This window comes from Streptomyces sp. NEAU-174 (assembly GCF_052665095.1).
The window spans coordinates 175,842-199,192 of the sequence record NZ_JBQTCE010000003.1 but is presented as its reverse complement, the minus strand read 5'-3'; the positions used below and the strand labels follow the sequence as shown (position 1 = coordinate 199,192).

Here is a 23,351-nt window from a genome sequence, read left to right as displayed (position 1 = left end):
CGAGGAGGATCAGCACATGCGGATTCTGATCGTGACTGCCGGTTCGCGCGGGGACGTCGCTCCGTACACGGGCCTGGGGCGGCGTCTGCTGGAGGCCGGCCATGAGGTGACCGTGGCCGCGCACCCGCCCTTCGCCGGGCTCATCGACGGATGCGGCCTGGACCACCGGCCGTTGCCGGGCGATCCACGGGAGTTGATCCGCGCCAGGGCGCGGGCGGCCTCCTGGGACGAGGCGCGGGCGGCGATGGCGGCGTTCCTGGACCGGCTCGCCGACGGAGTGGCGGCGGCCGTGGCGGACGGGGCCGACCTGGTGCTCACCGCGTTCGGCCCGGCGGCACTCAGCCGGGTGGCCGGTGAGGCGTCCGGCACCCCCGTCATCGGCACCTTTCTCGCACCGGCCTGTCCCACGCGGGAGTTCCCGCTGGCCGGTGCCACGGACGCCGAAGACCTCGGGCCGGAGGGCAATCTGGCGGCGGGGCAACGGCTGTTGGCGGACGCCGCGGCCCTCCAGGCGGACGCCGTGGCGGGCCTGCGCACCCGGCTCGGCCTGCCACCCGCCACTTCGCGGGCGGCCACCTCACAGACGACGGGAGCGGACCTCCGGCCGGTCTTCCATGGCTTCAGCCCGCTGGTCGTACCGCGTCCGGCGGACTGGCCGTCCGGGGTCGAGGTCGCGGGCTACTGGTGGCCCGCCCGGCCCCGGGACTGGCGGCCCCCGGCCGAGCTGACCGACTTCCTCCAGGCCGGTCCGCCACCGGTGTTCATCGGGTTCGGCAGCATGGCGCCGGGCGAGGGGGAGCGGCTGGGCGAGCTGGTGACGGCGGCGGTGGCACGGGCGGGGGTGCGCGCGGTGGTGCAGGCGGGGTGGGCCGGGCTGACGGCGGCCGGGGACGACGTCCTGGCGGTCGGCGACCTTCCGCACGACTGGCTGTTCCCGCGCACGGCCGCCGTCGTCCACCACGCCGGAGCGGGCACCACCGCGGCCGGACTGCGCGCCGGGGTCCCCGCGGTGGCGGTGCCCGCCATGGCCGACCAGCCGTTCTGGGCAACGCGCCTCCACCACCTCGGCGTCGCCCCCCGTCCGCTGCCCCTCGCCGACCTCACCGCCGAATCCCTCGGCGCGGCGATCACGACCTGCCTGACCGCCCCCGCCCTCCGCCACCGGGCGGCCGAGCTCGCGGACGCGATGGGTGTGGAGGACGGCGCGGAGGCGGTGCTGGCCCATATCGGGGCGATGGGGAGGGGATAAGGCCGGGCGTGGCGACAGGGCGCTCCGGGCGCCGAAACCTGAGGCAGGCCCCGAAACCGGGGCTCCGCCCCTGCCCGCAGCATCGGTATGCGACTGCGTCGCGTGGCAGGGGCTTGGCCCCCGGGGCACGGGGTCCAGGGGTGGAGCCCATGCCACGCGGCGGAGCCGCAAATCGATGCTGCGGGAAGGGGCGGGGAGGGGAAAGATCCGCCGCACGGCGCGACCCGCAGCGCGCGGCGGCGGGGGTGTCCGACCCGGCTCGTAGAGTGACGCGCATGAATATCTGCGTCTTCTGCTCCGCCGCCGACCTCGACGACCGATACACCGCCCCCGCCCGCGAGTTCGCCGAACTGATCGGCAAGGGCGGGCACACCCTGGTCTGGGGCGGATCCGACGTCGGGCTGATGAAGGTGATGGCGGACGGGGTGCAGGAGCACGGCGGGCGGCTGGTCGGGATCTCGGTGGAGTTCCTCGCCGCCAAGGCCCGGGAGAACGCCGACGAGATGGTGATCGCCAAGGACCTCGCCGAGCGCAAAGCCCAGCTGCTCGCCCGCGCCGACGCCGTCGTGATCATGGTCGGCGGCACCGGAACGCTGGACGAGGCCACCGAGATCCTGGAGCTCAAGAAGCACGGGCTGCACATCAAGCCGGTGGTGCTGCTCAACGCGGCGGGGTTCTACGACGGCCTGAAGCAGCAGTTCCAGCGGATGGAGGAGGAGGGATTCCTGCCCCGGCCGCTGAGCGAGCTGGTCTTCTTCGCGGAGAACGGGGCGGAGGCCATGACGTATCTGGAGTCCGTCTGACGCGGGTGCCGCTGGAGACACGCATCCGCTGAAATGCCCTCCACCGAAGCGCGAGAGCAAGGCGACACACTGTGCGCCGGAGATCAGCGGTGTCCGGAGGTGGAAGTGAGCATGGCAGCGGAGCCGTGGGGTCTGACCCGTATGAGGCCCTACCCCGAAGCAGTGGTCCTTCCCGCTGCGGAGGTCGTCCTCGACCCGGAGACGCAGACCGGTCGATGGGTCGGCTCGGAGGGTCTGGGCCTGCCCCTTACGGGTAAACACAAGAGGTCCGAGACGGGCAAGGAAACCCAGACCAAGACAAGTCTGGACGGCAACCCGGATCAAGGCAGCGATCAGGAAGGCGACACGGATTGACGCCAATCGGTCCTGTCCTCGTTGTCTCGCAGGTGGATGACGTAACTGCCGATTCCGTCATCGAGGAACTGAACAAGCGCCGGGTCCCGGTCATACGCCTGGACCCGGGCGATTTCCCCACGGACATCTCCCTCGTGGCCCGCCTGGACAACGACGGGTTGCGCGGAAACGCACGGACTCGAACCCGAGTCACCGATTTTGACCGGGTTCGATCCGTGTACTGGCGCCGACCGCGCCCCTACACAGCCCCCTCCGGGTTGGGTGACCAGGACGCCCGCTGGTGCCGAGAAGAGGCTCGCTACGGTCTCGGGGGCATCCTCGCTTCCCTCCCTGACGCGTACTACGTGAACCACCCGTGGCGGAACCGGGACGCCGAGTACAAGCCCGCCCAGCTCGCTACCGCAGCGCGTTGCGGTTTCGATATCCCGCCGACTCTTCTCACGAACGACGAGACCGCCGCCAGGGAGTTCGCCCGCGACTACGGCCCCGTCATCTATAAGCCCCTGCGCAGCACGGACTACCGACGGTTCGCCGGGCCTGGACTGGCGACGCCACTACGACGTTCTGTCGTACTCGCTCATCGATACGCCACCGGAATTGACCAAGCGGGTACGCCAGTATGTGGATGCCTTCGGGCTGGTCTTCGGAGTCTTCGATTTCGGCGTAGACCGGGATGACCGAATCTGGCTGTACGAGTGCAACCCAAATGGCCAATACGCGTGGTTCCCTGAACCAATCACCGGCAAGATCATTACCGCCGTCGCCGACCAGCTCCAGCACGCAGGAGAACCCCGTGCCCGCTGACCCCGCCGCACTCCGCCTCGCCCTGGCCGAGGAGATTGCCGCCGCCAATCCCGCCCTTGACCCCGGGTGGCGAGACGCGGTCGCGGCTGTCCCTCGCGAGCTGTTCCTCGGCACCGTGGCCTTCCGCCCCACCGGCACCGGATGGGAACCCGTACACCGGGCCGAGACTGGGGAGGACGAGTGGCTGCGGATGATCTACTCCGACCAGACGTGGGTCACCCAGGTCCAGGAGAAGGACGCCGCGGACGCCACGGGCCCTGTCTCCGGCAGTCCCACGTCCTCGGCAACGCTCCCTTCTCTGGTGGTTCGCACCGCCCAGGTGGCAGATCTCCGCCCCGGTCAGAAGGTGCTCGAAGTGGGCACCGGCACCGGCTACTCCACCGCCGTCCTGTGCCACCGGCTCGGGGCCGGGAACGTCGTCAGCATCGAGTACGACTCCGTCCTGGCCGCAAGGGCCGCCGCGCACCTGGGCGAGGCCGGATATACGCCGACGCTCGCGGTCGGAGACGGCCTCAAAGGGTGCAAGGAGCACGCCGACTACGACGCGATCGTCGCCACCTGCTCCGTCCGGTCCATCCCGCACTCATGGTTCTGGCAACTCAACGACGGCGGATCAATCACCACCACCATCTGCGGCTGGATGCTCGCCGCCGGAATGATCCGTCTCGTCCTCGACGACGAGGGAACCGCCCATGGTCGGTTCACCGGCGACACCATCACCTATATGCTTGCCCGCCCCCACGAACGGCCGCCGTCCCCGTCCTTCTTCCGACTGGACGGCGACACACGTCGTACGCGCCTGGACCCTGGGCTCCTGGAGGAGTGGGCGGGACGGTTCGTCGCCCAGCTCGCGGCACCCTCAGCCGAGCTGATGACCACCGGCTCGGGCGTCATCCTCCGTGATGTAGCGACCGGCTCACAGGCGTGGACGGAACCCGAAGGTGAGGGGTGGACCGTGCACCAGCACGGGCCACTCCGCCTCTGGGACCAGGTGGAACAGGCTCTTCTGCGCTGGCGGGGCGTGGGAGCGCCGGACATGACGGAGTTCGGGATGACCGCCACGCCCTTCGAACAGACCGTATGGATTGGCTCACCGGAGGGGCCGAATTGGCAGCTCCCCGTCTGACCGTCGCACACTCCGACAAAAGCGTGTCAGTTCAGCAACCGGTCAAAGTGCCCACGCTTAACACCGGAGATGAACGTGCGGAGCGCGATCCTGTCGGTATGGAGAATGGCGCTGGGTTCCGAACTCTCCCGGATGGCTATGTCACTGTCGTCGGCGGCGACCTCTATGCAGTTGTTGCCGCCGCCGCCACAGAAGGATGACCGCTGCCAGGTGTGCTCGTGCACTGATGGCTCCTCTCACATCTCACGGGCGATGGAGCGGATGAGCTTCTGCGACTCGTCGGCACGGAGCGCGGATCCCTCCATCAGGTCAAGCAGTGCACGATAGTTGGCGATTGGCGTGGGGGAGTCAATGAAGTGGGGCCCGTACGCCGAATCCAGTTGCACCGTGTCGAGCGGAGGGACGGCCCCCTCCGCGTAGAGGACGGACTGCCCAGCGCCGTGAAAGCTGCCCGCGCTGAACGGGATGACCAGCAGCGTAATGTTGTCGCGGTCGGCAGAGTCGGCCAGGTACTCAAGCTGTGACCGGGCCACTTCCGGCCCGCCGAACTGCATCCGTAGCGCCGCTTCGTGGATGATGCCAACGTACGGGGTGGGATGCTCCCCGTCGAGAATGCCTTGACGGGCAAGACGGTGCGCGACGCGTAGCTCGATCTCCAGGCGCGGCAGTTTGGGCACTACGAGATCGAAGAGTGCTCGTGCGTGATCTTCGGTCTGCAACAGTCCAGGAAGGTGCGCCGTCTGTGCCGTGCGGATGCGTGTGGCGTAGTGCTCGATTTCAGAGATGTCCAGGAAACCGTCCGGCAGCTTCCCCTTGTACTCCTGCCACCAGTGCTCGTTCCGGCGGCTGCCTGTCATAGAGGCCAATGCCTCGACGAGTGCTTCATCGGCGCATCCGTAGTTGCAGGCCAGTTGGCGTACCCGTTCTTCGCTCAGTCTCGTCCGGGCGGCCTCCACGTTGGAGATCATTGTCCGGTCGGCGCCGAGCATGGCGGCGGCTTGCTGGATCCGCTTCCCTCGCGATCCGCGCGGCCCGGGGGTCGTCCGGGCCACCCTGCGCGCCGTACTGACAGCGCACGGCTTGCGCGAACTCGTCGAGCTGGCCGCGCTGTTGACGTCGGAGCTGACCACCAACTCCGTCCGCTACTCCGACAACCACGCCTCCGTGCGCCTGCTCTGGCTGCACCCCGTCCTTCGCGTCAGTGTCTCGGACACCAACCCCGAACTGCCCGATCCATTGAAGGCGTCGGCAGACTCGGCGTCGACCGAGCTGGAGAACAGGCGCGGTCTGTTCATCCTCGACATCCTCGCCGACCGCTGGGGTGGCTGTGCCATCGGAGAAGAGCCGTTCGGGCTCGGCGGCAAGACTTTGTGGTTCGAGTTGTCCTGGGGTGGGCCGCCGCCGGCTCCGGCTCCGGCCCTCGCCGCCTGATCTTCCGCGAGTCCCGTTACGGCGAGCGCCGCGCCCGTTACAGGATGGGAGCGCTCAGCGGGAAGTCCGCACGGGTTTCGGGCATGGGATCGCGCCAAGCCGGGACCGCCATCGGTCGGGACCGTCGTCGGGGCGCCTCCGGCGGTGAGGCAAGCTGGGGAGCATGGGAACGCATCTGATCACTGGGGCAGGCTCGGGCATCGGCGCGGCGGTCACCGAGCGGCTGGCCGAGCGCGGCGACGAGCTGTGGCTGCTCGCGCGGGACGCCGGGCGGGCGAAGGAGCTGGCGGAGCGGTTCCCGGGGGTGCGGACGGTCGTCGGCGACCTGTCCGACCCGGACCGGCTGTCCTGGGCGCTGGGCCATCAGACGCTGCCCGACCGGCTGGACTCGCTGCTGCACATCGCCGGAGTGGTCGACCTGGGCGAGGTCGGGGAGCTGACCCCGAAGGCGTGGAACCGCCAGCTCGCCGCCAACCTCGTGGCGCCCGCCGAGCTGACCCGCCTGCTGCTGCCGCAGCTGCGGCTGGCCCAGGGGCATGTCGTCTTCGTCAACTCCGGCGCCGGGCTGCGCGCCAACGCCCAGTGGGCCGCGTACGCCGCCAGCAAGCACGGGCTCAAGGCGCTGGCCGACGCGCTGCGCTGGGAGGAGAGCGGCAACGGCGTCCGGGTGACCACGGTCTACCCGGGGCGCACGGCCACCCCGATGCAGGTGAAGGTGCACCAGCAGGAGGGCAAGGAGTACGACGCGGAGCGCTGGATCGCGCCCGAGACCGTGGCGACGACCATCCTGACCGCCCTCGACCTGCCGCCCGACGCCGAGATCACCGACCTCCAGGTCCGCCCCCGCGGCTGAGTCATCCCGGCGGCGGAGGTCGGCCGCGGTTCGGGTGCGCCCCGCAGGGGCGCGGGGCTGTGTCGATGTGCGGCTCCGCCGCGTGGGCGCGACCAGCCACAATGTTGCCGCAGACGACCGACGGCATACCAACGTTTCCAGCGGAGCGCTTACGTGAGCGACAAGACCACCACCACCCACCCATGGCCCCCCGGGACCGCCAGCGGCGTCGGGTCGATGCCGGGCGGCGACGCGCGGGAGGCCGCGAAGACCGTCACCGGCTCGCTGGAGGCCCTGCCGTACCTCCCGGAGCTGCCCGCGCGCGGCCCCGGCGCGGACATGATCGGGCGCACCGCCGGAATGCTGGCCGAGCTCTACGCGCATGTCGAGCCCAGCGGCTGGCGGATCAGCGACCGGCCGGGCCGGGACACCCGCCGGGCCCGCTCCTGGCTGGGCGAGGACCTGGACGCGCTGGAGGAGTTCACCCAGGGGCACCAGGGCGCGCTCAAGGTGTCGGCCGTGGGGCCCTGGACCCTGGCCGCCGCCCTCGAACTGCGCGGGGGCGAGGCCGCGCTGAGCGACCCGGGCGCCTGCCGGGACCTGACGGCATCGCTCGCCGAGGGCGTGCGCGCCCATCTGGCGGAGGTGCGCCGCCGGGTGCCGGGCGCCGAGGTGGTGCTCCAGCTCGACGAGCCGTCGCTGACGTCGGTGCTGCGCGGGAGCGTCCGTACGGCCAGCGGCTACCGCACCCACGCCGCCGTGGACCGGGGCGTGGTCGAGGGCGCGCTGCGGACCCTGGTGGAGGCGGCCGACGGGCCGGTGGTGGTGCACTCGTGCGCGCCGGCCGTGCCGTTCGGGCTGCTGCGGCGCGCGGGCGTCGCGGGGATCTCCTTCGATCTGTCGCTGCTCACGGAGGGTGAGGAGGAGGCGATCGGGGAAGCCGTGGAAGGCGGTACGGCACTCCTCATCGGCGCGGTACCCGGCACGGACACCCCATTGTCGGACCCTGCCGGTAGCGTCGGGGGTGTCAGGACGCTGTGGCGCAGGCTGGGGCTGGCACCGGCGACTCTCGCGGAGTCGGTGGTGGTCACCCCGTCGTGCGGGCTCGCGGGCGCCTCGCCCGGGTACGCCCGCGCCGCGCTGGCCCACTGCGTCCGGGCGGCGAGATCGCTCGCGGACAACCCTGAGTAACGGGAGGACGACACGGTGGCCGGCGAACAGCAGTCGAAGGTCCCCGCCGAGGTGCGGGAGAGGCACGCCAGGCTCGCTGAGCAGATCGAGGAGCACCGCTTCCGGTACTACGTGAAGGACGCGCCGGTCGTCAGTGACGCCGAGTTCGACAAGCTCATGCGCGAGCTGGAGGCGCTGGAGGAGGAGCACCCCACGCTCCGTACGCCCGACTCGCCGACCCAGAAGGTCGCGGGGGCGTACGAGACGGAGTTCACCGAGGTCGCGCACCGGGAGCGGATGCTCAGCCTGGACAACGCCTTTGACGACGAGGAGCTGGCCGGCTGGGCGGACCGCATCGCCAAGGAGCTGGGCAGCGGTTCGTACCACTTCCTGTGCGAGCTGAAGGTGGACGGCCTCGCGGTCAACCTCACCTATGAGCACGGGCGGCTGACCCGCGCCGCGACCCGTGGCGACGGCCGTACCGGCGAGGACATCACGCCCAATGTGCGGACGATCGCCAAGATCCCCAACCGGCTGACGGGCGACCGCGTCCCGGCGCTGGTGGAGGTGCGCGGCGAGGTCTTCCTGCCCCGCGAGCGGTTCGAGGAGCTGAACGCCGGGCTGGTGGAGGCGGGCAAGCCGCCCTTCGCCAACCCCCGGAACGCGGCGGCGGGTTCGCTGCGCCAGAAGGACCCGAAGATCACCGCGTCCCGGCCGCTGGACATGGTGGTGCACGGCATCGGGGCGCGCGAGGGCTTCGACATCGACCGGCTGTCGCAGGCGTATGAGCTGCTGCACGAGTGGGGGCTGCCCACCGCCGCCCACTTCAAGGTGGTCGACTCGATCGAGGGCGTGCGCGAGTACATCGCGTACTACGGCCAGAGCGAGCACCGGCACTCGGTGGAGCACGAGATCGACGGCGCGGTCGTCAAGCTGGACGAGATCCCGCTCCAGGGGCGGCTGGGCTCCACCTCGCGGGCGCCGCGCTGGGCGATCGCCTGGAAGTTCCCGCCCGAGGAGGTCAACACCAAGCTGGTGGACATCCGGGTGGGCGTGGGGCGCACGGGGCGGGTGACGCCTTATGCGGTGGTCGAGCCGATCACGGTCGCGGGCTCGGAGGTCGAATTCGCGACGCTGCACAACCAGGATGTGGTCAAGGCCAAAGGTGTGCTGATCGGTGACACCGTGGTGCTCCGCAAAGCGGGCGATGTCATTCCGGAAATCCTGGGCCCGGTCGTCGATCTGCGGGACGGCAGCGAACGGGAATTCGTGATGCCGGCCGCCTGCCCCGAGTGCGATACACCGCTTCAGCCCGCCAAGGAGGGCGATGTCGATCTGCGGTGTCCCAACGGCCGGTCCTGCCCGGCGCAGCTGCGCGAGCGGATTTTCTATCTCGCCGGGCGGAAATCCCTGGACATCGAGAACCTCGGCTATGTCGCCGCGGCCGCCCTCACCCAGCCGCTGGAACCCGCCGAACCGCCGCTGAAGGACGAGGGCGATCTGTTCGACCTGAAGATCGAACAACTGCTGCCCATTCGGTCGTATGTCCTGGACCCGGACAGCGGACTGCCCAAGCGTGATCCGGAGACCGGTGAGGAGAAGGTCGTCACCTTCTTCGCCACCCAGAAGGGCGAGGCGAAGAAGAACGCCCTGGCGATGCTGGCCAATATCGAAGCGGCCAAGGAGCGTCCGCTGGCCCGGATCATCACCGGACTTTCGATCCGTCATGTCGGCCCCGTGGCCGCCACCGCGCTGGCCCGGGAATTCCGCTCGCTGGACCGGATCGCCGAGGCGGACGAGGAGGAGCTGGCGGCCGTGGAGGGGGTCGGGCCGACCATCGCCGCCTCGCTCAAGGAGTGGTTCGCGGTGGACTGGCACCGCGAGATCGTCGAGAAATGGCGGCGGGCCGGGGTCCGGCTGGAGGAGGAGGGCGGTGAGGAGGAAGGCCCTCGTCCGCTGGCGGGCCTCACCGTCGTCGTCACCGGAACGCTTCAGTCGTACACCCGGGATGGGGCCAAGGAGGCACTACAGAGCCGTGGTGCCAAAGTCACCGGATCGGTTTCGAAAAAGACCGATTTCGTAGTAGTCGGCGACAATCCGGGCTCGAAGTACGACAAGGCCATGCAGGTGAAGGTTCCCGTACTCGATGAGGACGGATTTGGCGTCCTGCTCGAACAGGGTCCCGACGCGGCGAGAGAGGTCGCGTTGACGCCCCCGGAAGAGTCCGGTGAAGAGCCCGGTGAAGAGTCCGCGGAAGAGTCCGCCGAGTAGCACGGATGGCCGGTGGAGCGGCGGTTGGAGTAGCCACGGGAGTAGCCGCTCCACCCATCCGGCGCAGTGCTCCGGCCATCTTGTCCGCTCAATGGGTCCAAACCTGGCCGGATTACGACTGGGAGCACTTCCCGGGTACAGCCGGCGGGCATCACCCTTACAGCGCATAGCAGAAGGTCATGGATCGTCGGGCGGCATTCGGGGAACCGTCGCCGATCGCCGCCCGTCTTCCCCTTCTGCCGCCTACTGTTGAGGTGTGCGCCCGCCGTGGCGCTGGCACCGCCGGCTGTGAGAGGGACGGGTATGAAACCGACCGAAAGCGCCGCCCCGGCGTCGCGGCTGCGCCGGGCCGTGCTGCCCGCGCTGCCGGCCGCTGCGGTCGCCATGGCGGCTTTCGCACTCGGTATCGGAGTGTTCCGAGTGCTCGACGCGGGCAATGCGCTCTTTCCCGACGGAACCGTGGGCTGGTCGCTCGCCGTGCTCACCGGAATCATCGTCGGCCATCTGGTCGCCCTCGGCCGTGACCGCTGGTGGGGCGGCACCGGTTCCGGGGCCGCGTTAACCCTGGCGGCGCTGCTGCTCTACGGCTGGATTCCGGCCGTGCTGGTCAGCCTCGCCGTGGTCGTCCTGGTCGGTGCCGCCCGGCGGCACCGATGGCGGCAGGCCGCCCTGCACGGCGCGGTCGACATCCTGGGAGTCGGCGCGGCCGCCCTCACCCTCGCCGCCTTCGGCACCACCCCCTCCGTCGAACACCCCTGGCGCACCGACACCTGGCATGTGTCCGCCATCCCCCAGACGGCCCTGGCCGCCTTCGTCTATCTCGCGGTGACCCGCGCCCTGCTGTGGTGCTCCCTCGCCCCGCCCGGCGCCGGACTGCCCACCGTCGCCCGCACCGCCCTCTTCCGGCAGGTCCTCGTCGGCATCGCGCTGCTCGGCATCGCCCCCCTCATCGTGGTCGTCGCCGGGGACACCCCGCTGCTGCTCCCGCTGTTCGCGGTGCCGCTGGTCGCCCTGGACTCCACGCTGTGGATCGCCCGGGTCCGCGCCGAGGAGCAGCTGCGCGACCCGCTCACCGGGCTGCCCAACCGCCAGTGGCTGCTGGAGCGCACCTGGACCGCGCTGGACGAGGCCGAGCGGGCCGGCACCCGCACCGCGCTGGTGCTGCTGGACCTCGACCGCTTCCGTTCGGTCAACGACACCCTGGGCCATCTGGCCGGTGACCGGCTGCTGCTCCAGATCGCCGAGCGGCTGCGGCTCGCCCTGCCGCGCGGGGCGGAGGTGGCCCGGCTCGGCGGCGACGAGTTCGCGGTGCTGCTGCCCACCACCGACTCGCTCACCAGCGCCCAGCGCAGCGCCCGCGTCCTCGTCGGCGACCTCGGCTCCCCGCTCGACCTGGACGGGCTGACCCTGGTGCTGGAGGCCAGCGCGGGTGTCGCCGTCTACCCCGACCACGCCCTGGACGCCGAGGGGCTGCTGCGCCGCGCCGATGTCGCGATGTACCAGGCCAAGCGGGACCGCAGCGGAGTCGAGCTGTACGAGGCGCGGCGGGACGGCAACACCCCCGACCGGCTCGGTCTGCTCGGCGATCTGCGGCGCGCCCTGGACGCGGGCGACGTCGAGCTGCACTACCAGCCCAAGGTCGGCTTCGACGGGCATGTGGCGGGCCTGGAGGCCCTGGTGCGCTGGGTGCACCCGGACCGGGGCAAGGTGCCGCCGGACGAGTTCATCTCCATGGCCGAGAGCTCCGGGCTGATGCCCCGGCTGACCGAGTACGTCCTGGAGACGGCCCTGGGCCAGGTGGCGCGGTGGCGCGCCGACGGCCTCGAGGTGCCCGTCGCCGTCAACGTCTCGCCGCGCGATGTCCACACCCCCGGCTTCGCGGGCGCGGTCGCCGGGCGGCTGGCCCGGCACGGGGTCCCGGCGGGCGCCCTCCAGCTGGAGATAACCGAGCACGTCCTGCTGGAGGACCCACAGCGGGCCGCCGACACCCTGGCCGGGCTCACCGGGCACGGGGTGAAGATGTCGCTCGACGACTTCGGGACGGGGTATTCGTCGCTGGTCCATCTGCGGCGGCTGCCGGTGAGCGAGCTCAAGATCGACCGTTCCTTCGTGGCCCGGCTGGCCGTGGACAACGAGGACGCGGAGATCGTCCGCTGTACGGTCGACCTCGCCCACTCGCTGGGCCTGCTCGTGGTCGCGGAGGGCGTCGAGGACGACGAGACCTGGGAGCGGCTGCGGGATCTGGGCTGCGACGCGGTCCAGGGCTGGCTGGTGGCCGCGGCGATGCCGCCGGAGGAGATGACGGCGTGGCTGCGGGCGCGGGGTGAGGGTGGCTGGCACCGCGAGACGGCGGAGCCGTCGAGTAAGGAAGCCGCTCCCGCGGACGAGGACGCGGATCAGCCGGTGACCTGAGGGGTGCTGCCCCTTGGTGTTTCGTTGTTGGGTGCGGGCCGGTGGGTGGCGTTGTGCCCACCCGTTCCGCCCCGCGGAACGATTGCCCACAACATGGGGTGCCGCAAAGCCTTTCGCGCGGGGTGCGGCGGGAGCCATAGGATTGGGGCCGAAACACTTCACACTCACCCAGAGGATCGCTGCATGCCTGGCATCACGCGCGAGGAGGTCGCCCACCTCGCCCGGCTGGCGCGTCTGGAGCTGAAGGCCGAAGAGCTAGACCACTTCGCCGGACAGCTCGACGACATCATCGGCGCGGTCGCCCGCGTCTCCGAGGTCGCCGACCAAGACGTTCCGCCGACCTCCCACCCGCTGCCGCTGACCAACGTCATGCGTCCGGACGAGGTCCGTCCGTCCCTGACCCCGCAGCAGGCCCTGGCCTGCGCCCCGGCCCAGGAGCAGCAGCGTTTCAAGGTGCCGCAGATCCTGGGGGAGGAGTGACCACCGTGACCGACCTGACCAGGCTCACCGCGGCCGAGATCGCCGCCAGGATCGCCTCCGGCGAGGTCACCGCCGTCGAGGTGACCGAGGCGCACCTGGCCCGTATCGAGGCCGTCGACGAGAAGGTGCACGCCTTCCTGTACGTGGACCGCGAGGGGGCGCTCGCCCAGGCGCGCGCCGTCGACGCGAAGCGGGAGCGCGGCGAGGAGCTGGGCCCGCTGGCCGGTGTCCCGCTCGCGCTCAAGGACATCTTCACCACCAGGGGGATCCCGACCACGGTCGGTTCCAAGATCCTCGACGGCTGGATCCCGCCGTACGACGCGACCGTCACCCAGCGGCTGCGGGACGCGGACGTGATCGTCCTCGGCAAGACCAACATGGACGAGTTCGCCATGGGGTCCTCGACCGAGAACAGCGCCTTCGGCCCCACCGGCAACCCCTGGGACCTCACCCGGGTCCCCGGCGGCTCCGGCGGCGGCTCGTCCGCCTCGCTGGCCTCGTTCCAGGCCCCGCTCGCCATCGGCACCGACACCGGCGGCTCGATCCGCCAGCCCGCCGCGGTCACCGGCACGGTCGGGGTCAAGCCGACGTACGGCGGGGTCTCCCGCTACGGCATGGTGGCGTTCTCGTCCTCGCTTGACCAGGGCGGCCCCTGCGCCCGCACTGTGCTGGACGCGGCGCTGCTGCACGAGGTCATCGCCGGGCACGACCCGATGGACTCGACCTCCATCGACGCGCCGGTCCCGGCCGTCGTCGAGGCCGCCCGCAACGGAAGCGTGCGGGGCATGCGCATCGGCGTCGTCAAGGAGTTCGCGGGCGAGGGCTACCAGGCCGGCGTCATGCAGCGCTTCAACGAGTCGGTGGAGCTGCTGCGGGAGCTGGGCGCCGAGATCGAGGAGATCTCCTGCCCGTCCTTCGACAAGGCGCTGGCCGCGTACTACCTGATCGCGCCGTCCGAGTGCTCGTCCAACCTGGCCCGCTTCGACGCCATGCGCTACGGCCTGCGGGTGGGCGACGACGGCACCAAGTCCGCCGAGGACGTCACCGCGCTCACCCGCGCGGAGGGCTTCGGCGCCGAGGTCAAGCGCCGGATCATGCTCGGCACCTACGCGCTCAGCTCCGGCTACTACGACGCGTACTACGGCTCCGCGCAGAAGGTCCGTACGCTGATCAAGCGGGACTTCGAGCAGGCGTTCGAGCGGGTCGACGTGCTGGTCTCGCCGACCACCCCGACCACCGCCTTCCCGATCGGCGAGCGCGCCGACGACCCGATGGCGATGTATCTGGCCGACCTCTGCACGATTCCCACCAACCTCGCGGGGAACGCGGCCATGTCACTGCCCTGCGGTCTGGCGCCGGAGGACGGTCTGCCGGTCGGATTGCAGATCATCGCCCCCGCCATGGCCGACGACCGGCTCTACAAGGTCGGTGCCGCGGTCGAGGCCGCGCTCATCGACAAGTGGGGCCATCCGCTGATCGAGGAGGCACCGTCCCTATGAGTGCGATCAAGAAGGCGAAGGGCTTCAAGAAGTCCAGGCCCGGCACCTACCTGTCCATCGCGACCTCGCTGTTCGGCGCGGTCAGTGTGGCGAAGCAGGCCAAGAAGGCCCGATTCGAGAACGACAAGCTCCAGCTGGCCGACGCGGTGGTCTCGGCCGCCGCCATCGTCACCGGCGTCGCCCTGCTCATCCGCGAGCTCAAGCGCATGGGCGACGACGACGTCCTCGCGGACTGAGAGGTTAGTTTTTCCGTGACCGTCACTGAACTGGTGTCGTACGAGGACGCCCTCGCCACCTACGACCCCGTGATGGGGCTCGAGGTGCATGTCGAGCTCGGCACCAAGACCAAGATGTTCTGCGGGTGCTCCACGGCGTTGGGCGCCGAGCCCAACGCGCAGACCTGCCCCACCTGCCTCGGCCTGCCCGGCTCGCTCCCGGTGGTCAACGCGACCGGCGTCGAGTCGGCCATCAAGATCGGACTCGCGCTCAACTGCGAGATCGCCGAATGGTGCCGCTTCGCCCGGAAGAACTACTTCTATCCGGATATGCCGAAGAACTTCCAGACGTCGCAGTACGACGAGCCGATCGCCTTCAACGGCTATCTGGACGTCGATGTCGACGGTGAGGTCTTCCGCGTCGAGATCGAGCGCGCCCATATGGAGGAGGACACCGGCAAGTCCACCCATGTGGGTGGCGCGACCGGCCGCATCCACGGCGCCCAGCACTCCCTCCTGGACTACAACCGGGCCGGGATCCCGCTGATCGAGATCGTCACCAAGCCGATCGTCGGCGCCGGGGAGAAGGCCCCGGAGGTCGCCAAGGCGTATGTGACCGAGCTGCGCGAGCTCATCAAGTCGCTCGGGGTCTCCGAGGCGCGCATGGAGATGGGCCAGATGCGCTGCGATGTGAACCTGTCGCTGCGCCCGCAGGGCGCCGACAAGTTCGGCACCCGATCCGAGACCAAGAACGTGAACTCGCTGCGGTCGGTCGAGCGCGCGGTCCGCTTCGAGATCCAGCGCCATGCCGCGGTGCTGAACGACGGCGGCACGATCATCCAGGAGACCCGCCACTTCCACGAGGAGGACGGCTCCACGACCGCCGGCCGGGTCAAGGAGGAGGCGGAGGACTACCGCTACTTCCCCGAGCCCGACCTGGTGCCGGTCGCCCCCGCCCGGACATGGGTGGAGGAGCTGCGCGGCGGGCTTCCTGAGCTGCCGCGGGTGCGCCGCAACCGGCTGCGCGAGGAGTGGGGCCTGTCCCGGCACGAGATGCAGTCGGTGCTCAACGCGGGCGCGATCGACCTGATCACGGCCACGATGGACGAGGGTGCCCCGGCCGATCAGGCCCGTAAGTGGTGGATGGGCGAGCTGGCCCGCCGTGCCAACGAGGACGGGGTGGAGCTCGCGGAGCTGCCGATCACCCCGGCGCAGGTGGCCCGGGTGTGCGCGCTGGTCAAGGAGGGCTCGCTCAACGACAAGCTGGCCCGCCAGACCATCGAGGGCGTCCTCGCGGGCGAAGGCGGTCCGGACGAGGTCGTCACCAAGCGCGGGCTGAAGATCGTCTCGGACGAGGGCGCGCTGGGCACCGCCGTGGACGAGGCGATCGCGGCCAACGCGGCCATCGCCGACAAGATCCGCGGCGGCAAGGTCGCGGCGGCGGGTGCGCTCGTCGGCGCGGTCATGAAGGCCACGCGCGGCCAGGCGGACGCGGCGCGGGTGCGCGAGCTGATCCTGGAGAGGCTGGGCGTCGAGGGCTGACCGGCTCGGCGTACGTCCGTTTCGGTTCCTGACGGCGGCGGGGTGCGCGAGGGCGCGCCCCGCCGCCGTCGTATGCGCCCTTCCGCGCTGTCCGGCGGGTCGCGCGGCGGAGCCGCATAGCGATGTTTTCCCCTCCCCGCCCCTTCCCGCTACCAGGGGCTCCGCCCCTGGACCCCGGGGGCGAAGTACCGACCGTCGCGCCTTGAACCCCTGCACGGACGGGCTGTATCCCTTCGACGACGAGGGGTTCGAGGGGTCATACCCGCGCGGGTCCAGCTCACCGAAGTCGGCCGGCGTGTGGAACGGCTTGCGGCGGCTGACCAGGATCGCCGTGACGCCCCCGTGCCGCACCGCCGCGAGATCCCCGCCGACCGGGTCGTCCCCGGCGCAGGGCGACCACCTCGTCGGTCAGCTCGCAGGGCGCGGCGTGGTCCGCCGTCCCCCGGCTGATCCCGCCGCCGACGGACAGCCGGACCGTCGCGCCCGGCCCGGCGGCGAAGCACTCCGCGACCGCCGCCGGATCGCTGATCCCGGGGTGCAGGGCGGTGGCGCGGCCGGCGGCCAGCTCCTCGTTGGCCAGCAGCCGCCCGAGCATATAGGCGAGGTCCCCGGCGCCCCCGGCGGTGGGATTGTCGCCGGAGTCGCGCCCTCGGCGTCCTCCAGACCCACGACGCTCATCGCGCCATGGATGTCGTACACCAGCCAGTCGAGCGGACCGGCCCGCCGCAGCCGCTCGATCAGCTCGCCCTTGATCCGGTCGTAGGTCCCGCGCTCGACCGGGCCGCCGGGGAGCGAGACGGCGTGGAGCAGGGGCACCCACTCGGCGCGCCCGGCCGGCTCGCCGTCCGGCCGGGTTCATGCTCTCCGACTTCCCCCTCCCACATGTGGTGAAGCCCACAAAGGGGACAAAGGATCTTTTCCGCCTGGCAGAGTGCCAGGTCACAACCACATCACGCCGCCCCCCGGCGCACGACCCGGAAAGCAGCCATGGCCGCACTCGCCCGCTGGTGTCTCAGGCGCCGAGCCATCGTCATCGTGCTGTGGCTTGCCGCCTTCGCCGGGGTCGCCGCGGCGGCGGCCGTGACGGGTTCGGCGTACTCCAACGACTACGATATCCCGGGCACCGACTCCTCCAAGGTCTCCGCCCTGATGGAGCGGCGGCTGCCGGACCGGGCGGGGGACAGCGACACCGTCGTCTGGCACACGGCGGACGGCGCGGGCACCGTACGCGCCCCGGGGGTCGAGCGGCGGATGACGGCGGCGCTGCGGCAGGTGGCGGATCTGCCCGGCGTCGCCTCCGTGACCGGCCCGTACGGTGCCGTCCCCGCGACCGGTCCGTACGGCGCCGGCGACACCGGCCGGTTGGGCGGATCCGGCGGGCTCGGCGAAGCCGGTGACAACGGCCGGATCAGCGCCGACGGGCACACCGCCTACGCCACCGTCGTCTTCCGTAAGCCCGCCGCCGACCTGGGCGAGGCGGAGGTGCGCCGGGTGCTCGACACGGTCCGTACCGCCGCCTCCGGGGCCAAGGGCCTTCAGGTCGAGATGGGCGGCGCGGGCGCCGGGCTCACCGAGCGGACCGGGCCCGCCCATCTGAGCGAGGCCATCGGGGTCGCCGTGGCCGCCGTGGTGCTCTTCCTCGCCTTCGGCTCGCTCGCGGCGACGCTGCTGCCGATCGCCACCGCGCTCATCGGCGTCGGCACCGCGTACGCGGCCATCGGGCTGCTCGGCCACGCCATGACCATCGCCGACTTCGCGCCCATGCTCGGCATGCTGATCGGCCTCGGCGTGGGGATCGACTACGCGCTGTTCATCGTCACCCGGCACCGCAAGGGGCTGCGGCGGGGGCTGTCGGTGGAACAGGCCGCCCAGGGCGCGGTGGCCACCTCGGGGCGCGCGGTGGTCTTCGCGGGCGCGACCGTCTGTCTCGCGCTCCTCGGCATGCTCGTCCTGCGGCTGTCCTTCCTCAACGGGGTGGCGGTCGCGGCGGCGCTCACCGTCGCCCTTACGGTCGCCGCCTCGCTCACCCTGCTGCCCGCGCTGCTCGGCCTGATCGGCATGCGGGCCCTGAGCCGGAGGGAACGCGTACGGCTGGCCGAGCGGGGGCCGGAAGCCGCGGCGTCCCAGGGCCTGTGCGCGCGCTGGGCGCTTTACGTCGAGCGCCGCCCCAAACTGCTGGGGGCGGTCGCGGCCGCCCTCATCGCGGTGCTCGCGCTCCCCACCTTCTCGCTCCACCTGGGCACCTCGGATCAGGGCAACGGCTCCTCGGCCTCGACCACGCGCCGGGCCTACGACCTGCTGGCCGAGGGGTTCGGACCAGGTTTCAACGGCCCGTTGACGCTAATAGGCAGCATGGACGGGGCCGACGACCGTATGGCCTTCACCCAACTGTCCGAGACCCTGCGCACCATCCACGGGGTGGCCTCGGTGAGCGCCGCGGACCTGGGCGGAGGCGGCGGCACCGGCGTCATCACGGTCGTCCCCACGACGGCACCGCAATCCCGGGACACCTCCGACCTCGTCGAACGGCTGCGCTCCGAGGTGCTGCCCCGGGCCGAGGAGGGCAGCTCGCTGCGGGTCTACGTGGGTGGGCTGACGGCGGGCTACGACGACTTCGCCGCGGTGATCGTGAGCAAACTGCCGCTGTTCGTGGGGGTGGTGGTGGCGCTGGGATGTGTGCTGTTGCTGCTCGCGTTCCGCAGCATCGGCATCCCGATCAAGGCGGCGGTCATGAATGTGGCCGCCGTCGCGTCGTCCTTCGGCGTGGTGGTCGCGATCTTCCAATGGGGCTGGGGGAGCGAACTGCTGGGGCTGGGCAGGGCGGGCCCGATCGAGCCCTTCCTGCCAGTGATCATGGTGTCGGTGCTCTTCGGGCTCTCCATGGACTACCAGGTCTTCCTGGTCAGCCGCATGTACGAGGAGTGGCGGCGCACCCGCGACAACCGCACCGCGGTCCGGGTGGGGCTCGCCGAGACCGGCCGGGTCATCAACTCCGCGGCCGTCATCATGATCGCGGTCTTCTCGGCCTTTGTGCTCAGCGGCGACCGGATCATCGCGATGTTCGGCATCGGGCTGGCGGCCGCGGTCGCCCTGGACGCCTTCGTCCTCCGTACGCTCCTGGTGCCCGCGCTGATGCATCTGCTCGGGGGCGCCAACTGGTGGCTGCCGGGCTGGCTGGAGCGGCTGCTGCCGCGGATCAGCATCGAGTCGGAGGGCGTGGGCGAGGGCGCGGGCGACGCCGAGGTCGGGGCCGGGGGCGATGGCGAGGGCGCGGCGTCCGGACCGGTGGCGGTGCCCGTGCCGCTGCCGGAGCAACCCTCGGAGGACGCGGCGCGGGCCGGTACGGCACGTTCGCCGGTGCTCTGAGGACCCTCCTCGGGCTTCCTCAGCCGTGTCGGCGGGGCGCCTAAGGCCCTGGGCCGAGCGAAGATCGGGCGGCCTCCCGATGCGCCGGGCCGTCCTGGGCGACGAGAGTGGACGCGTTCCACGAAACCACTCGTCACCAGGGAGAACGCCATGCTGCACCATGAGTTGCACCGGATCCGCGAGGCCGAGCTGCGGCGGGAGGCCGCCGCCCACCGGCTGGTCCGTCAGGCTGCGGAAGGGGTCGACGGCCGCTCGGCCGGGCAGGGGAGCGGAGGGCGGAAGAGGCCGGTACGGCGGTGGCGCGGCGACCGCTCACCAGGGTCGTACCGTACGGCGGCCTGACGGCGGCCGGGCCGTGCCGCTCGTCATGGGGGCCGAAGCTGGGGCGGGAGCCGGAGCGGGGAGCGCCGAGGCGGTGGGCGCCGGAACGGTAGGGGCCGAAGCGGTGGAATCCGGAGCGGTGGGCGCCGGAAAAGCCGGTGCCGCGGTGTCGGTGCCCTGTGCGATGCTCGACGGCGTGCACACCACGTCCGTCAGCCCGGTGTTCATCGGCCGCGCCCAGGAGTTGGCCACCCTCGAGGACGCGCTCGCCCGTGCCACCGCGGGCGAGCCGCAGGTGCTGCTGGTGGGGGGAGAGGCGGGGGTCGGCAAGACCCGGCTGATCGACGAGTTCCTGGCCTCGGCCGTGGCCGCGGGGGCGGTCGCCGCGGTCGGCGGCTGTGTGGAAATCGGCGCCGACGGGCTGCCGTTCGCGCCCGTGTCCACCGTGCTGCGCTCACTGCGCCGCAAGCTGGGCACCGAGCTGGACGGGGCCGCCGCGGGGCAGGAGGGCGAACTGGCCCGGCTGCTGCCCGAGCTGGGCGAGACCTCCCGCGCGTCCCACGACGGGGACGGCCGGGCCCGGCTGTTCGAGCTCACCGTCCGGCTGCTGGAGCGGCTGGCCGCCGAGCGCACCCTTGTCGTCGCCATCGAGGATCTGCACTGGGCCGACCGCTCCACCCGCGAGCTGCTCGGCTATCTCTTCCGTTCGCTGCTCAGCGCCCGGCTGCTGGTCGTGGCCACCTACCGCTCCGACGACATCCACCGCCGCCATCCGCTGCGCCCCTTCCTCGCCGAGGTGGACCGGATGCGCGAGGTGCGGCGCATCGAGCTGTCCCGCTTCACCCGCGGCGAGGTGCGTGCCCAGCTGACCGGGATCAACGGGGCCGAGCCGGAGCGCGAGCTGGTCGACCGGATCTTCAAGCGCAGCGACGGCAACGCCTTCTTCGTGGAGGAGATCGCCCGCTCGCTCAACGAGGGCTGCGCCACCGGGCTCAGCGAATCCCTGCGCGATCTGCTGCTGGTGCGGGTCGAGGCGCTGCCCGAGGAGGCCCAGGGGGTGGTGCGGATCCTCGCCGAGGGCGGCTCCTCCGTGGAGTACGAACTGCTGCGCGCGGTCGCCCGGCTGGGCGAGGACGAGCTGATCGACGCGCTGCGGGCCGCCGTCGGGGCGAACATCCTGCGCCCCACGGCCGACGACAGCGGCTACCGCTTCCGGCATTCGCTGGTGCGCGAGGCCGTGCGCGACGATCTGCTGCCCGGGGAGCGCTCGCGGCTCAACCGGCGCTTCGCGGAGGCCCTGGAGGCCGAGCCCGCGCTGGTACGGGCCGATGAGCGGGCCGCGCGGCTGGCCAGCTACTGGTACCACGCACACGACCCCGCCAAGGCCCTGCCCGCCGTGCTCCAGGCGTCCGTCGCGGCACGGCGGCGGTACGCCCACGCGGAGCAGCTGCGGCTGCTGGAGCGGGCCATGGAGCTGTGGGAGGACGCGCCCAAGGAGATACGGCGGGCGCAGCGGCCCATGGACTACGCGGAGGTGTACCCCGCCCGCGGCTGTGAGGACCAGCCGCTGCGCCATCTCGATCTGCTCGCCGAGGTGGTGGTGGCCGCGCATATGTCCGGGCAGCGGGAGCGCGCGCTGACCGTCAGCAAGCGGGCGCTGCGGACGCTGGACCGCGGCGGCGACGACCCGCTGCGGGCCGCCTGGTTCTGGACCCAGCAGAGCAAACTGATGGAGGGCCTGGCCCGCGGTGACGGCTGGGAGGAGCTGAGCCGGGCCCAGGAGCTGGTGCGCGGGCTGCCACCGTCCCCCGTGCACGCCGAGGTCATGGCGCAGGTGGCGGGCTGGACGATGACACACCGGCCGGGTGCCGAGGGCCTGGCCGCCGCCGAACGGGCGGTGGAGCTGGCCCGGCTGGTCGGCGCCGAGAGCACGGAGCTGAACGCCCGCCTGACGCTGGGCTACTTCACCGGTGACTCCGGCGACATCGAGCGCGGGCTGGCCGAGATGCGCGAGGTCTGCGAGCGGGCCCTGGCCCTCGGCGACATCAGCGTCCTGGGGCGCTGCTATGTCAATCTGGCCTCGGCGCTGGAGGGGGTCGGCCGGTCGGCCGAGGCGGTGGAGACCGCCGAGGAGGGCGCCCGGATCCTGGACCGGGTCGGTCTGGTGGACTCCCGGGCCTGGGTCTACGGGAATCTGGCCGAGTCGCTGTTCTCCCTGGGCCGCTGGGACGAGGCGGAGGCGGCGGCCGTGGAGACCCGGCGGCTCGCCCTCGGCACCAAGCCGCGCGGCACCGCCGCCAACCGGCTCACCCAACTGGCGCTGGCGCGCGGGGAGTGGGACACGGCGGAGCGCGAGCTGGCCGCCGCCCGGGAGCACTACGGCGCCCGCAACACCGAACCGCAGTACACCCTCCAGATCGCGGGGCACGCCATCGAACTCGCGGCGGCCCGTGGCCGGATCCTGGAGGTCCGGGCCCTGCTGGACCAGGCCGTGGCGGCCGGTTTCCCGCCAGGGATGCAGCGCTACGCCTGGCGGTTGCTGTACACGGCCGCCGCGGCCGAGTCGGCCGCCCGCGGACTGCCCACGGCCGAGCCGGGCCGGGGCGAGGCGCTGGCCCGACTCCGGGCGGCCGTGAAGCGGGTGCCGCAGCCGGTGCCGGTTTGGCGGGCCCACGCGGCGATGGTCCGGGCCGAACTGGCGCGCGCCGAGGGCCGGGACCGGCCCGACCTCTGGGCCGAGTCCACGGCCGCCTTCGCCGCGCTGGACCGCCCCTACCCACTGGCCCGCGCCCGCCACCGCTGGGCAGAAGCCCTACTCACCCCCGCCCCGGACCCCTCCGGCCGGGGCCCCACCGGCCCGGGCGCCCCCGGCCAAGGCACATCCGGCGAGGGTTCCTCTGGCGAGGGTTTCTCCGGTCAGGGCCCGTCTGGCCCGGGCCCCTCCGGCCAAGGTGTCTCCGGCCGGGGGGCTCCGGGGCGGGGCGCCCCGGCCCAGACTGATCGTGAGCAGGCTGCCGAACTGCTCGCCCAGGCGTATGCCGTGGCCGACCGGCTGGGTGCCCGTCCGCTGCGTGAGGAGATCGAGCTCCTGGCCCGACGCGCGCGGCTGCCCCTGGCGTCCAGCGCGACCCGCGCCGCGCTCGACGCGTCCCCGGGCCGCACCCCCGCGCTGCCCCCGGTACCGGGCTCGCCGGCCCCGGCCGCCAAGTCCGCCGAACCCGTCGATCCGGCCGAGGAGCTGGGGCTGACGCCACGGGAGCGGGATGTGCTGCGGCTGGTCGCCGACGGGCGCAGCAATCGCCAGATCGACGAGGAGCTCTTCATCTCGCCCAAGACGGCCAGCGTGCATGTCTCCAACATCCTGGCCAAGCTGGGCGTCTCGGGCCGTGCCGAGGCAGCCGCCGTGGCCCACCGCCTGCGCCTGGTGGACGGCCTGGCCGATGGCGCGGCGGCGGCCCGCTGACGGTATGCGCGGT

Annotated in this window: 20 protein-coding genes and 1 pseudogene; 18 read left to right on the top strand and 3 right to left on the bottom strand. The window is 71.8% G+C overall.

Annotated elements, in window-relative coordinates; all coding sequences use genetic code 11:
* The first annotated feature begins 16 nt into the window (after positions 1 to 16).
* The 6 genes from ACT2CW_RS10265 to tgmC all read left to right on the top strand — a co-directional run bounded on the left by ACT2CW_RS10265 (position 17) and on the right by tgmC (position 4,336).
* Positions 17 to 1,249: a glycosyltransferase gene (locus tag ACT2CW_RS10265; protein ID WP_445516331.1), complete on the top strand. Its 1,233-nt coding sequence runs from the start codon at positions 17 to 19 to the stop codon at positions 1,247 to 1,249.
* A gap of 275 nt (positions 1,250 to 1,524) precedes the next feature.
* Positions 1,525 to 2,052 carry an LOG family protein gene (locus ACT2CW_RS10260; protein ID WP_201851012.1) on the top strand — a complete coding sequence of 176 codons (528 nt, stop codon included), beginning with the start codon at positions 1,525 to 1,527 and terminating at the stop codon, positions 2,050 to 2,052.
* A 111-nt stretch (positions 2,053 to 2,163) separates the two neighbouring features.
* Positions 2,164 to 2,406, top strand: coding sequence for a putative ATP-grasp-modified RiPP (tgmA, locus tag ACT2CW_RS10255; RefSeq protein WP_445516330.1), 243 nt, complete (start codon positions 2,164 to 2,166; stop codon positions 2,404 to 2,406).
* Between the two features lie 32 nt (positions 2,407 to 2,438).
* Positions 2,439 to 3,083: an MvdC/MvdD family ATP grasp protein gene (locus ACT2CW_RS10250; protein WP_445516329.1), complete on the top strand. Its 645-nt coding sequence runs from the start codon at positions 2,439 to 2,441 to the stop codon at positions 3,081 to 3,083.
* Positions 3,004 to 3,210, top strand: coding sequence for a hypothetical protein (locus ACT2CW_RS10245; RefSeq protein ID WP_445516682.1), 207 nt, complete (start codon positions 3,004 to 3,006; stop codon positions 3,208 to 3,210). Before ACT2CW_RS10250 ends, ACT2CW_RS10245 begins: the two co-directional genes overlap by 80 nt.
* Complete coding sequence (gene tgmC / locus ACT2CW_RS10240) at positions 3,200 to 4,336, top strand: ATP-grasp peptide maturase system methyltransferase (RefSeq protein WP_445516328.1); 1,137 nt, start codon at positions 3,200 to 3,202, stop codon at positions 4,334 to 4,336. The genes ACT2CW_RS10245 and tgmC overlap by 11 nt, the downstream gene beginning before the upstream one ends.
* Positions 4,337 to 4,362: 26 nt before the next feature.
* On the opposite strand, the gene ACT2CW_RS10235 is transcribed toward tgmC, so the two are convergent.
* Together ACT2CW_RS10235 and ACT2CW_RS10230 are read right to left on the bottom strand one after the other, a co-directional pair.
* Positions 4,363 to 4,560, bottom strand: coding sequence for a DUF397 domain-containing protein (locus tag ACT2CW_RS10235; RefSeq protein WP_445516327.1), 198 nt, complete (start codon positions 4,558 to 4,560; stop codon positions 4,363 to 4,365).
* Positions 4,561 to 4,572: 12 nt separating this feature from the next.
* Positions 4,573 to 5,325: a DUF5753 domain-containing protein gene (locus ACT2CW_RS10230; RefSeq protein ID WP_445516326.1), complete on the bottom strand. Its 753-nt coding sequence runs from the start codon at positions 5,323 to 5,325 to the stop codon at positions 4,573 to 4,575.
* Here ACT2CW_RS10230 and ACT2CW_RS10225 point away from each other — a divergent pair.
* The 9 genes from ACT2CW_RS10225 (at position 5,324) to gatB (ending at position 16,188) form a co-directional block, all read left to right on the top strand.
* The gene (locus ACT2CW_RS10225; protein WP_445516325.1) at positions 5,324 to 5,767 is read left to right on the top strand and encodes an ATP-binding protein; all 444 of its coding nucleotides are present in this window, start codon (positions 5,324 to 5,326) and stop codon (positions 5,765 to 5,767) included. The two genes, ACT2CW_RS10230 and ACT2CW_RS10225, sit on opposite strands and share 2 nt — an antisense overlap.
* Before the next feature lie 163 nt (positions 5,768 to 5,930).
* Positions 5,931 to 6,620: an SDR family oxidoreductase gene (locus tag ACT2CW_RS10220; protein ID WP_445516324.1), complete on the top strand. Its 690-nt coding sequence runs from the start codon at positions 5,931 to 5,933 to the stop codon at positions 6,618 to 6,620.
* Between the two features lie 153 nt (positions 6,621 to 6,773).
* Entirely contained in the window at positions 6,774 to 7,790 is a 1,017-nt protein-coding gene (locus ACT2CW_RS10215) for a methionine synthase (RefSeq protein ID WP_164431693.1), read from the top strand.
* A 15-nt stretch (positions 7,791 to 7,805) separates the two neighbouring features.
* Complete coding sequence (ligA, locus tag ACT2CW_RS10210) at positions 7,806 to 10,040, top strand: NAD-dependent DNA ligase LigA (RefSeq protein ID WP_445516323.1); 2,235 nt, start codon at positions 7,806 to 7,808, stop codon at positions 10,038 to 10,040.
* A 303-nt stretch (positions 10,041 to 10,343) separates the two neighbouring features.
* Positions 10,344 to 12,452, top strand: a complete 2,109-nt coding sequence (locus tag ACT2CW_RS10205; protein ID WP_164431689.1) for a putative bifunctional diguanylate cyclase/phosphodiesterase — start codon at positions 10,344 to 10,346, stop codon at positions 12,450 to 12,452.
* Positions 12,453 to 12,635: 183 nt separating this feature from the next.
* Positions 12,636 to 12,932, top strand: a complete 297-nt coding sequence (gene gatC / locus ACT2CW_RS10200) for an Asp-tRNA(Asn)/Glu-tRNA(Gln) amidotransferase subunit GatC (protein ID WP_020868242.1) — start codon at positions 12,636 to 12,638, stop codon at positions 12,930 to 12,932.
* Positions 12,933 to 12,937: 5 nt separating this feature from the next.
* Positions 12,938 to 14,431 carry an Asp-tRNA(Asn)/Glu-tRNA(Gln) amidotransferase subunit GatA gene (gatA, locus tag ACT2CW_RS10195; RefSeq protein WP_414081806.1) on the top strand — a complete coding sequence of 498 codons (1,494 nt, stop codon included), beginning with the start codon at positions 12,938 to 12,940 and terminating at the stop codon, positions 14,429 to 14,431.
* Positions 14,428 to 14,667 (top strand): hypothetical protein, encoded by a 240-nt coding sequence (locus ACT2CW_RS10190; RefSeq protein ID WP_020868240.1) that lies wholly within the window; start codon positions 14,428 to 14,430, stop codon positions 14,665 to 14,667. The genes gatA and ACT2CW_RS10190 overlap by 4 nt, the downstream gene beginning before the upstream one ends.
* A 15-nt stretch (positions 14,668 to 14,682) precedes the next feature.
* Positions 14,683 to 16,188 (top strand): Asp-tRNA(Asn)/Glu-tRNA(Gln) amidotransferase subunit GatB, encoded by a 1,506-nt coding sequence (gene gatB / locus ACT2CW_RS10185; RefSeq protein WP_445516322.1) that lies wholly within the window; start codon positions 14,683 to 14,685, stop codon positions 16,186 to 16,188.
* 255 nt (positions 16,189 to 16,443) lie between these two features.
* Here the strand turns inward: gatB and ACT2CW_RS10180 are convergent.
* Positions 16,444 to 17,043: pseudogene (locus ACT2CW_RS10180) on the bottom strand (MlrC C-terminal domain-containing protein); the annotation flags it as partial.
* 132 nt (positions 17,044 to 17,175) lie between these two features.
* Here ACT2CW_RS10180 and ACT2CW_RS10175 point away from each other — a divergent pair.
* The 3 genes from ACT2CW_RS10175 (at position 17,176) to ACT2CW_RS10165 (ending at position 23,338) form a co-directional block, all read left to right on the top strand.
* Positions 17,176 to 19,554 (top strand): MMPL family transporter, encoded by a 2,379-nt coding sequence (locus tag ACT2CW_RS10175; RefSeq protein ID WP_445516321.1) that lies wholly within the window; start codon positions 17,176 to 17,178, stop codon positions 19,552 to 19,554.
* A gap of 150 nt (positions 19,555 to 19,704) precedes the next feature.
* Positions 19,705 to 19,896: a hypothetical protein gene (locus tag ACT2CW_RS10170; protein ID WP_445516320.1), complete on the top strand. Its 192-nt coding sequence runs from the start codon at positions 19,705 to 19,707 to the stop codon at positions 19,894 to 19,896.
* A 163-nt stretch (positions 19,897 to 20,059) separates the two neighbouring features.
* Positions 20,060 to 23,338: an AAA family ATPase gene (locus ACT2CW_RS10165; RefSeq protein ID WP_445516658.1), complete on the top strand. Its 3,279-nt coding sequence runs from the start codon at positions 20,060 to 20,062 to the stop codon at positions 23,336 to 23,338.
* Positions 23,339 to 23,351: the final 13 nt, after the last annotated feature.

Bases quoted from the DNA above. Each gene is read 5' to 3' on its own strand.
- ACT2CW_RS10190 (WP_020868240.1), top strand. From the start codon at position 14,428: ATGAGTGCGATCAAGAAGGCGAAGGGCTTCAAGAAGTCCAGGCCCGGC.
- gatC (WP_020868242.1), top strand. From the start codon at position 12,636: ATGCCTGGCATCACGCGCGAGGAGGTCGCCCACCTCGCCCGGCTGGCG.
- ACT2CW_RS10260 (WP_201851012.1), top strand. From the start codon at position 1,525: ATGAATATCTGCGTCTTCTGCTCCGCCGCCGACCTCGACGACCGATAC.
- tgmA (WP_445516330.1), top strand. From the start codon at position 2,164: ATGGCAGCGGAGCCGTGGGGTCTGACCCGTATGAGGCCCTACCCCGAA.
- ACT2CW_RS10165 (WP_445516658.1), top strand. From the start codon at position 20,060: ATGCTCGACGGCGTGCACACCACGTCCGTCAGCCCGGTGTTCATCGGC.
- ACT2CW_RS10170 (WP_445516320.1), top strand. From the start codon at position 19,705: ATGCTGCACCATGAGTTGCACCGGATCCGCGAGGCCGAGCTGCGGCGG.
- ACT2CW_RS10225 (WP_445516325.1), top strand. From the start codon at position 5,324: ATGGCGGCGGCTTGCTGGATCCGCTTCCCTCGCGATCCGCGCGGCCCG.
- ACT2CW_RS10220 (WP_445516324.1), top strand. From the start codon at position 5,931: ATGGGAACGCATCTGATCACTGGGGCAGGCTCGGGCATCGGCGCGGCG.
- ACT2CW_RS10175 (WP_445516321.1), top strand. From the start codon at position 17,176: ATGGCCGCACTCGCCCGCTGGTGTCTCAGGCGCCGAGCCATCGTCATC.
- ACT2CW_RS10205 (WP_164431689.1), top strand. From the start codon at position 10,344: ATGAAACCGACCGAAAGCGCCGCCCCGGCGTCGCGGCTGCGCCGGGCC.
- ACT2CW_RS10230 (WP_445516326.1), bottom strand. From the start codon at position 5,325: ATGCTCGGCGCCGACCGGACAATGATCTCCAACGTGGAGGCCGCCCGG.
- ACT2CW_RS10265 (WP_445516331.1), top strand. From the start codon at position 17: ATGCGGATTCTGATCGTGACTGCCGGTTCGCGCGGGGACGTCGCTCCG.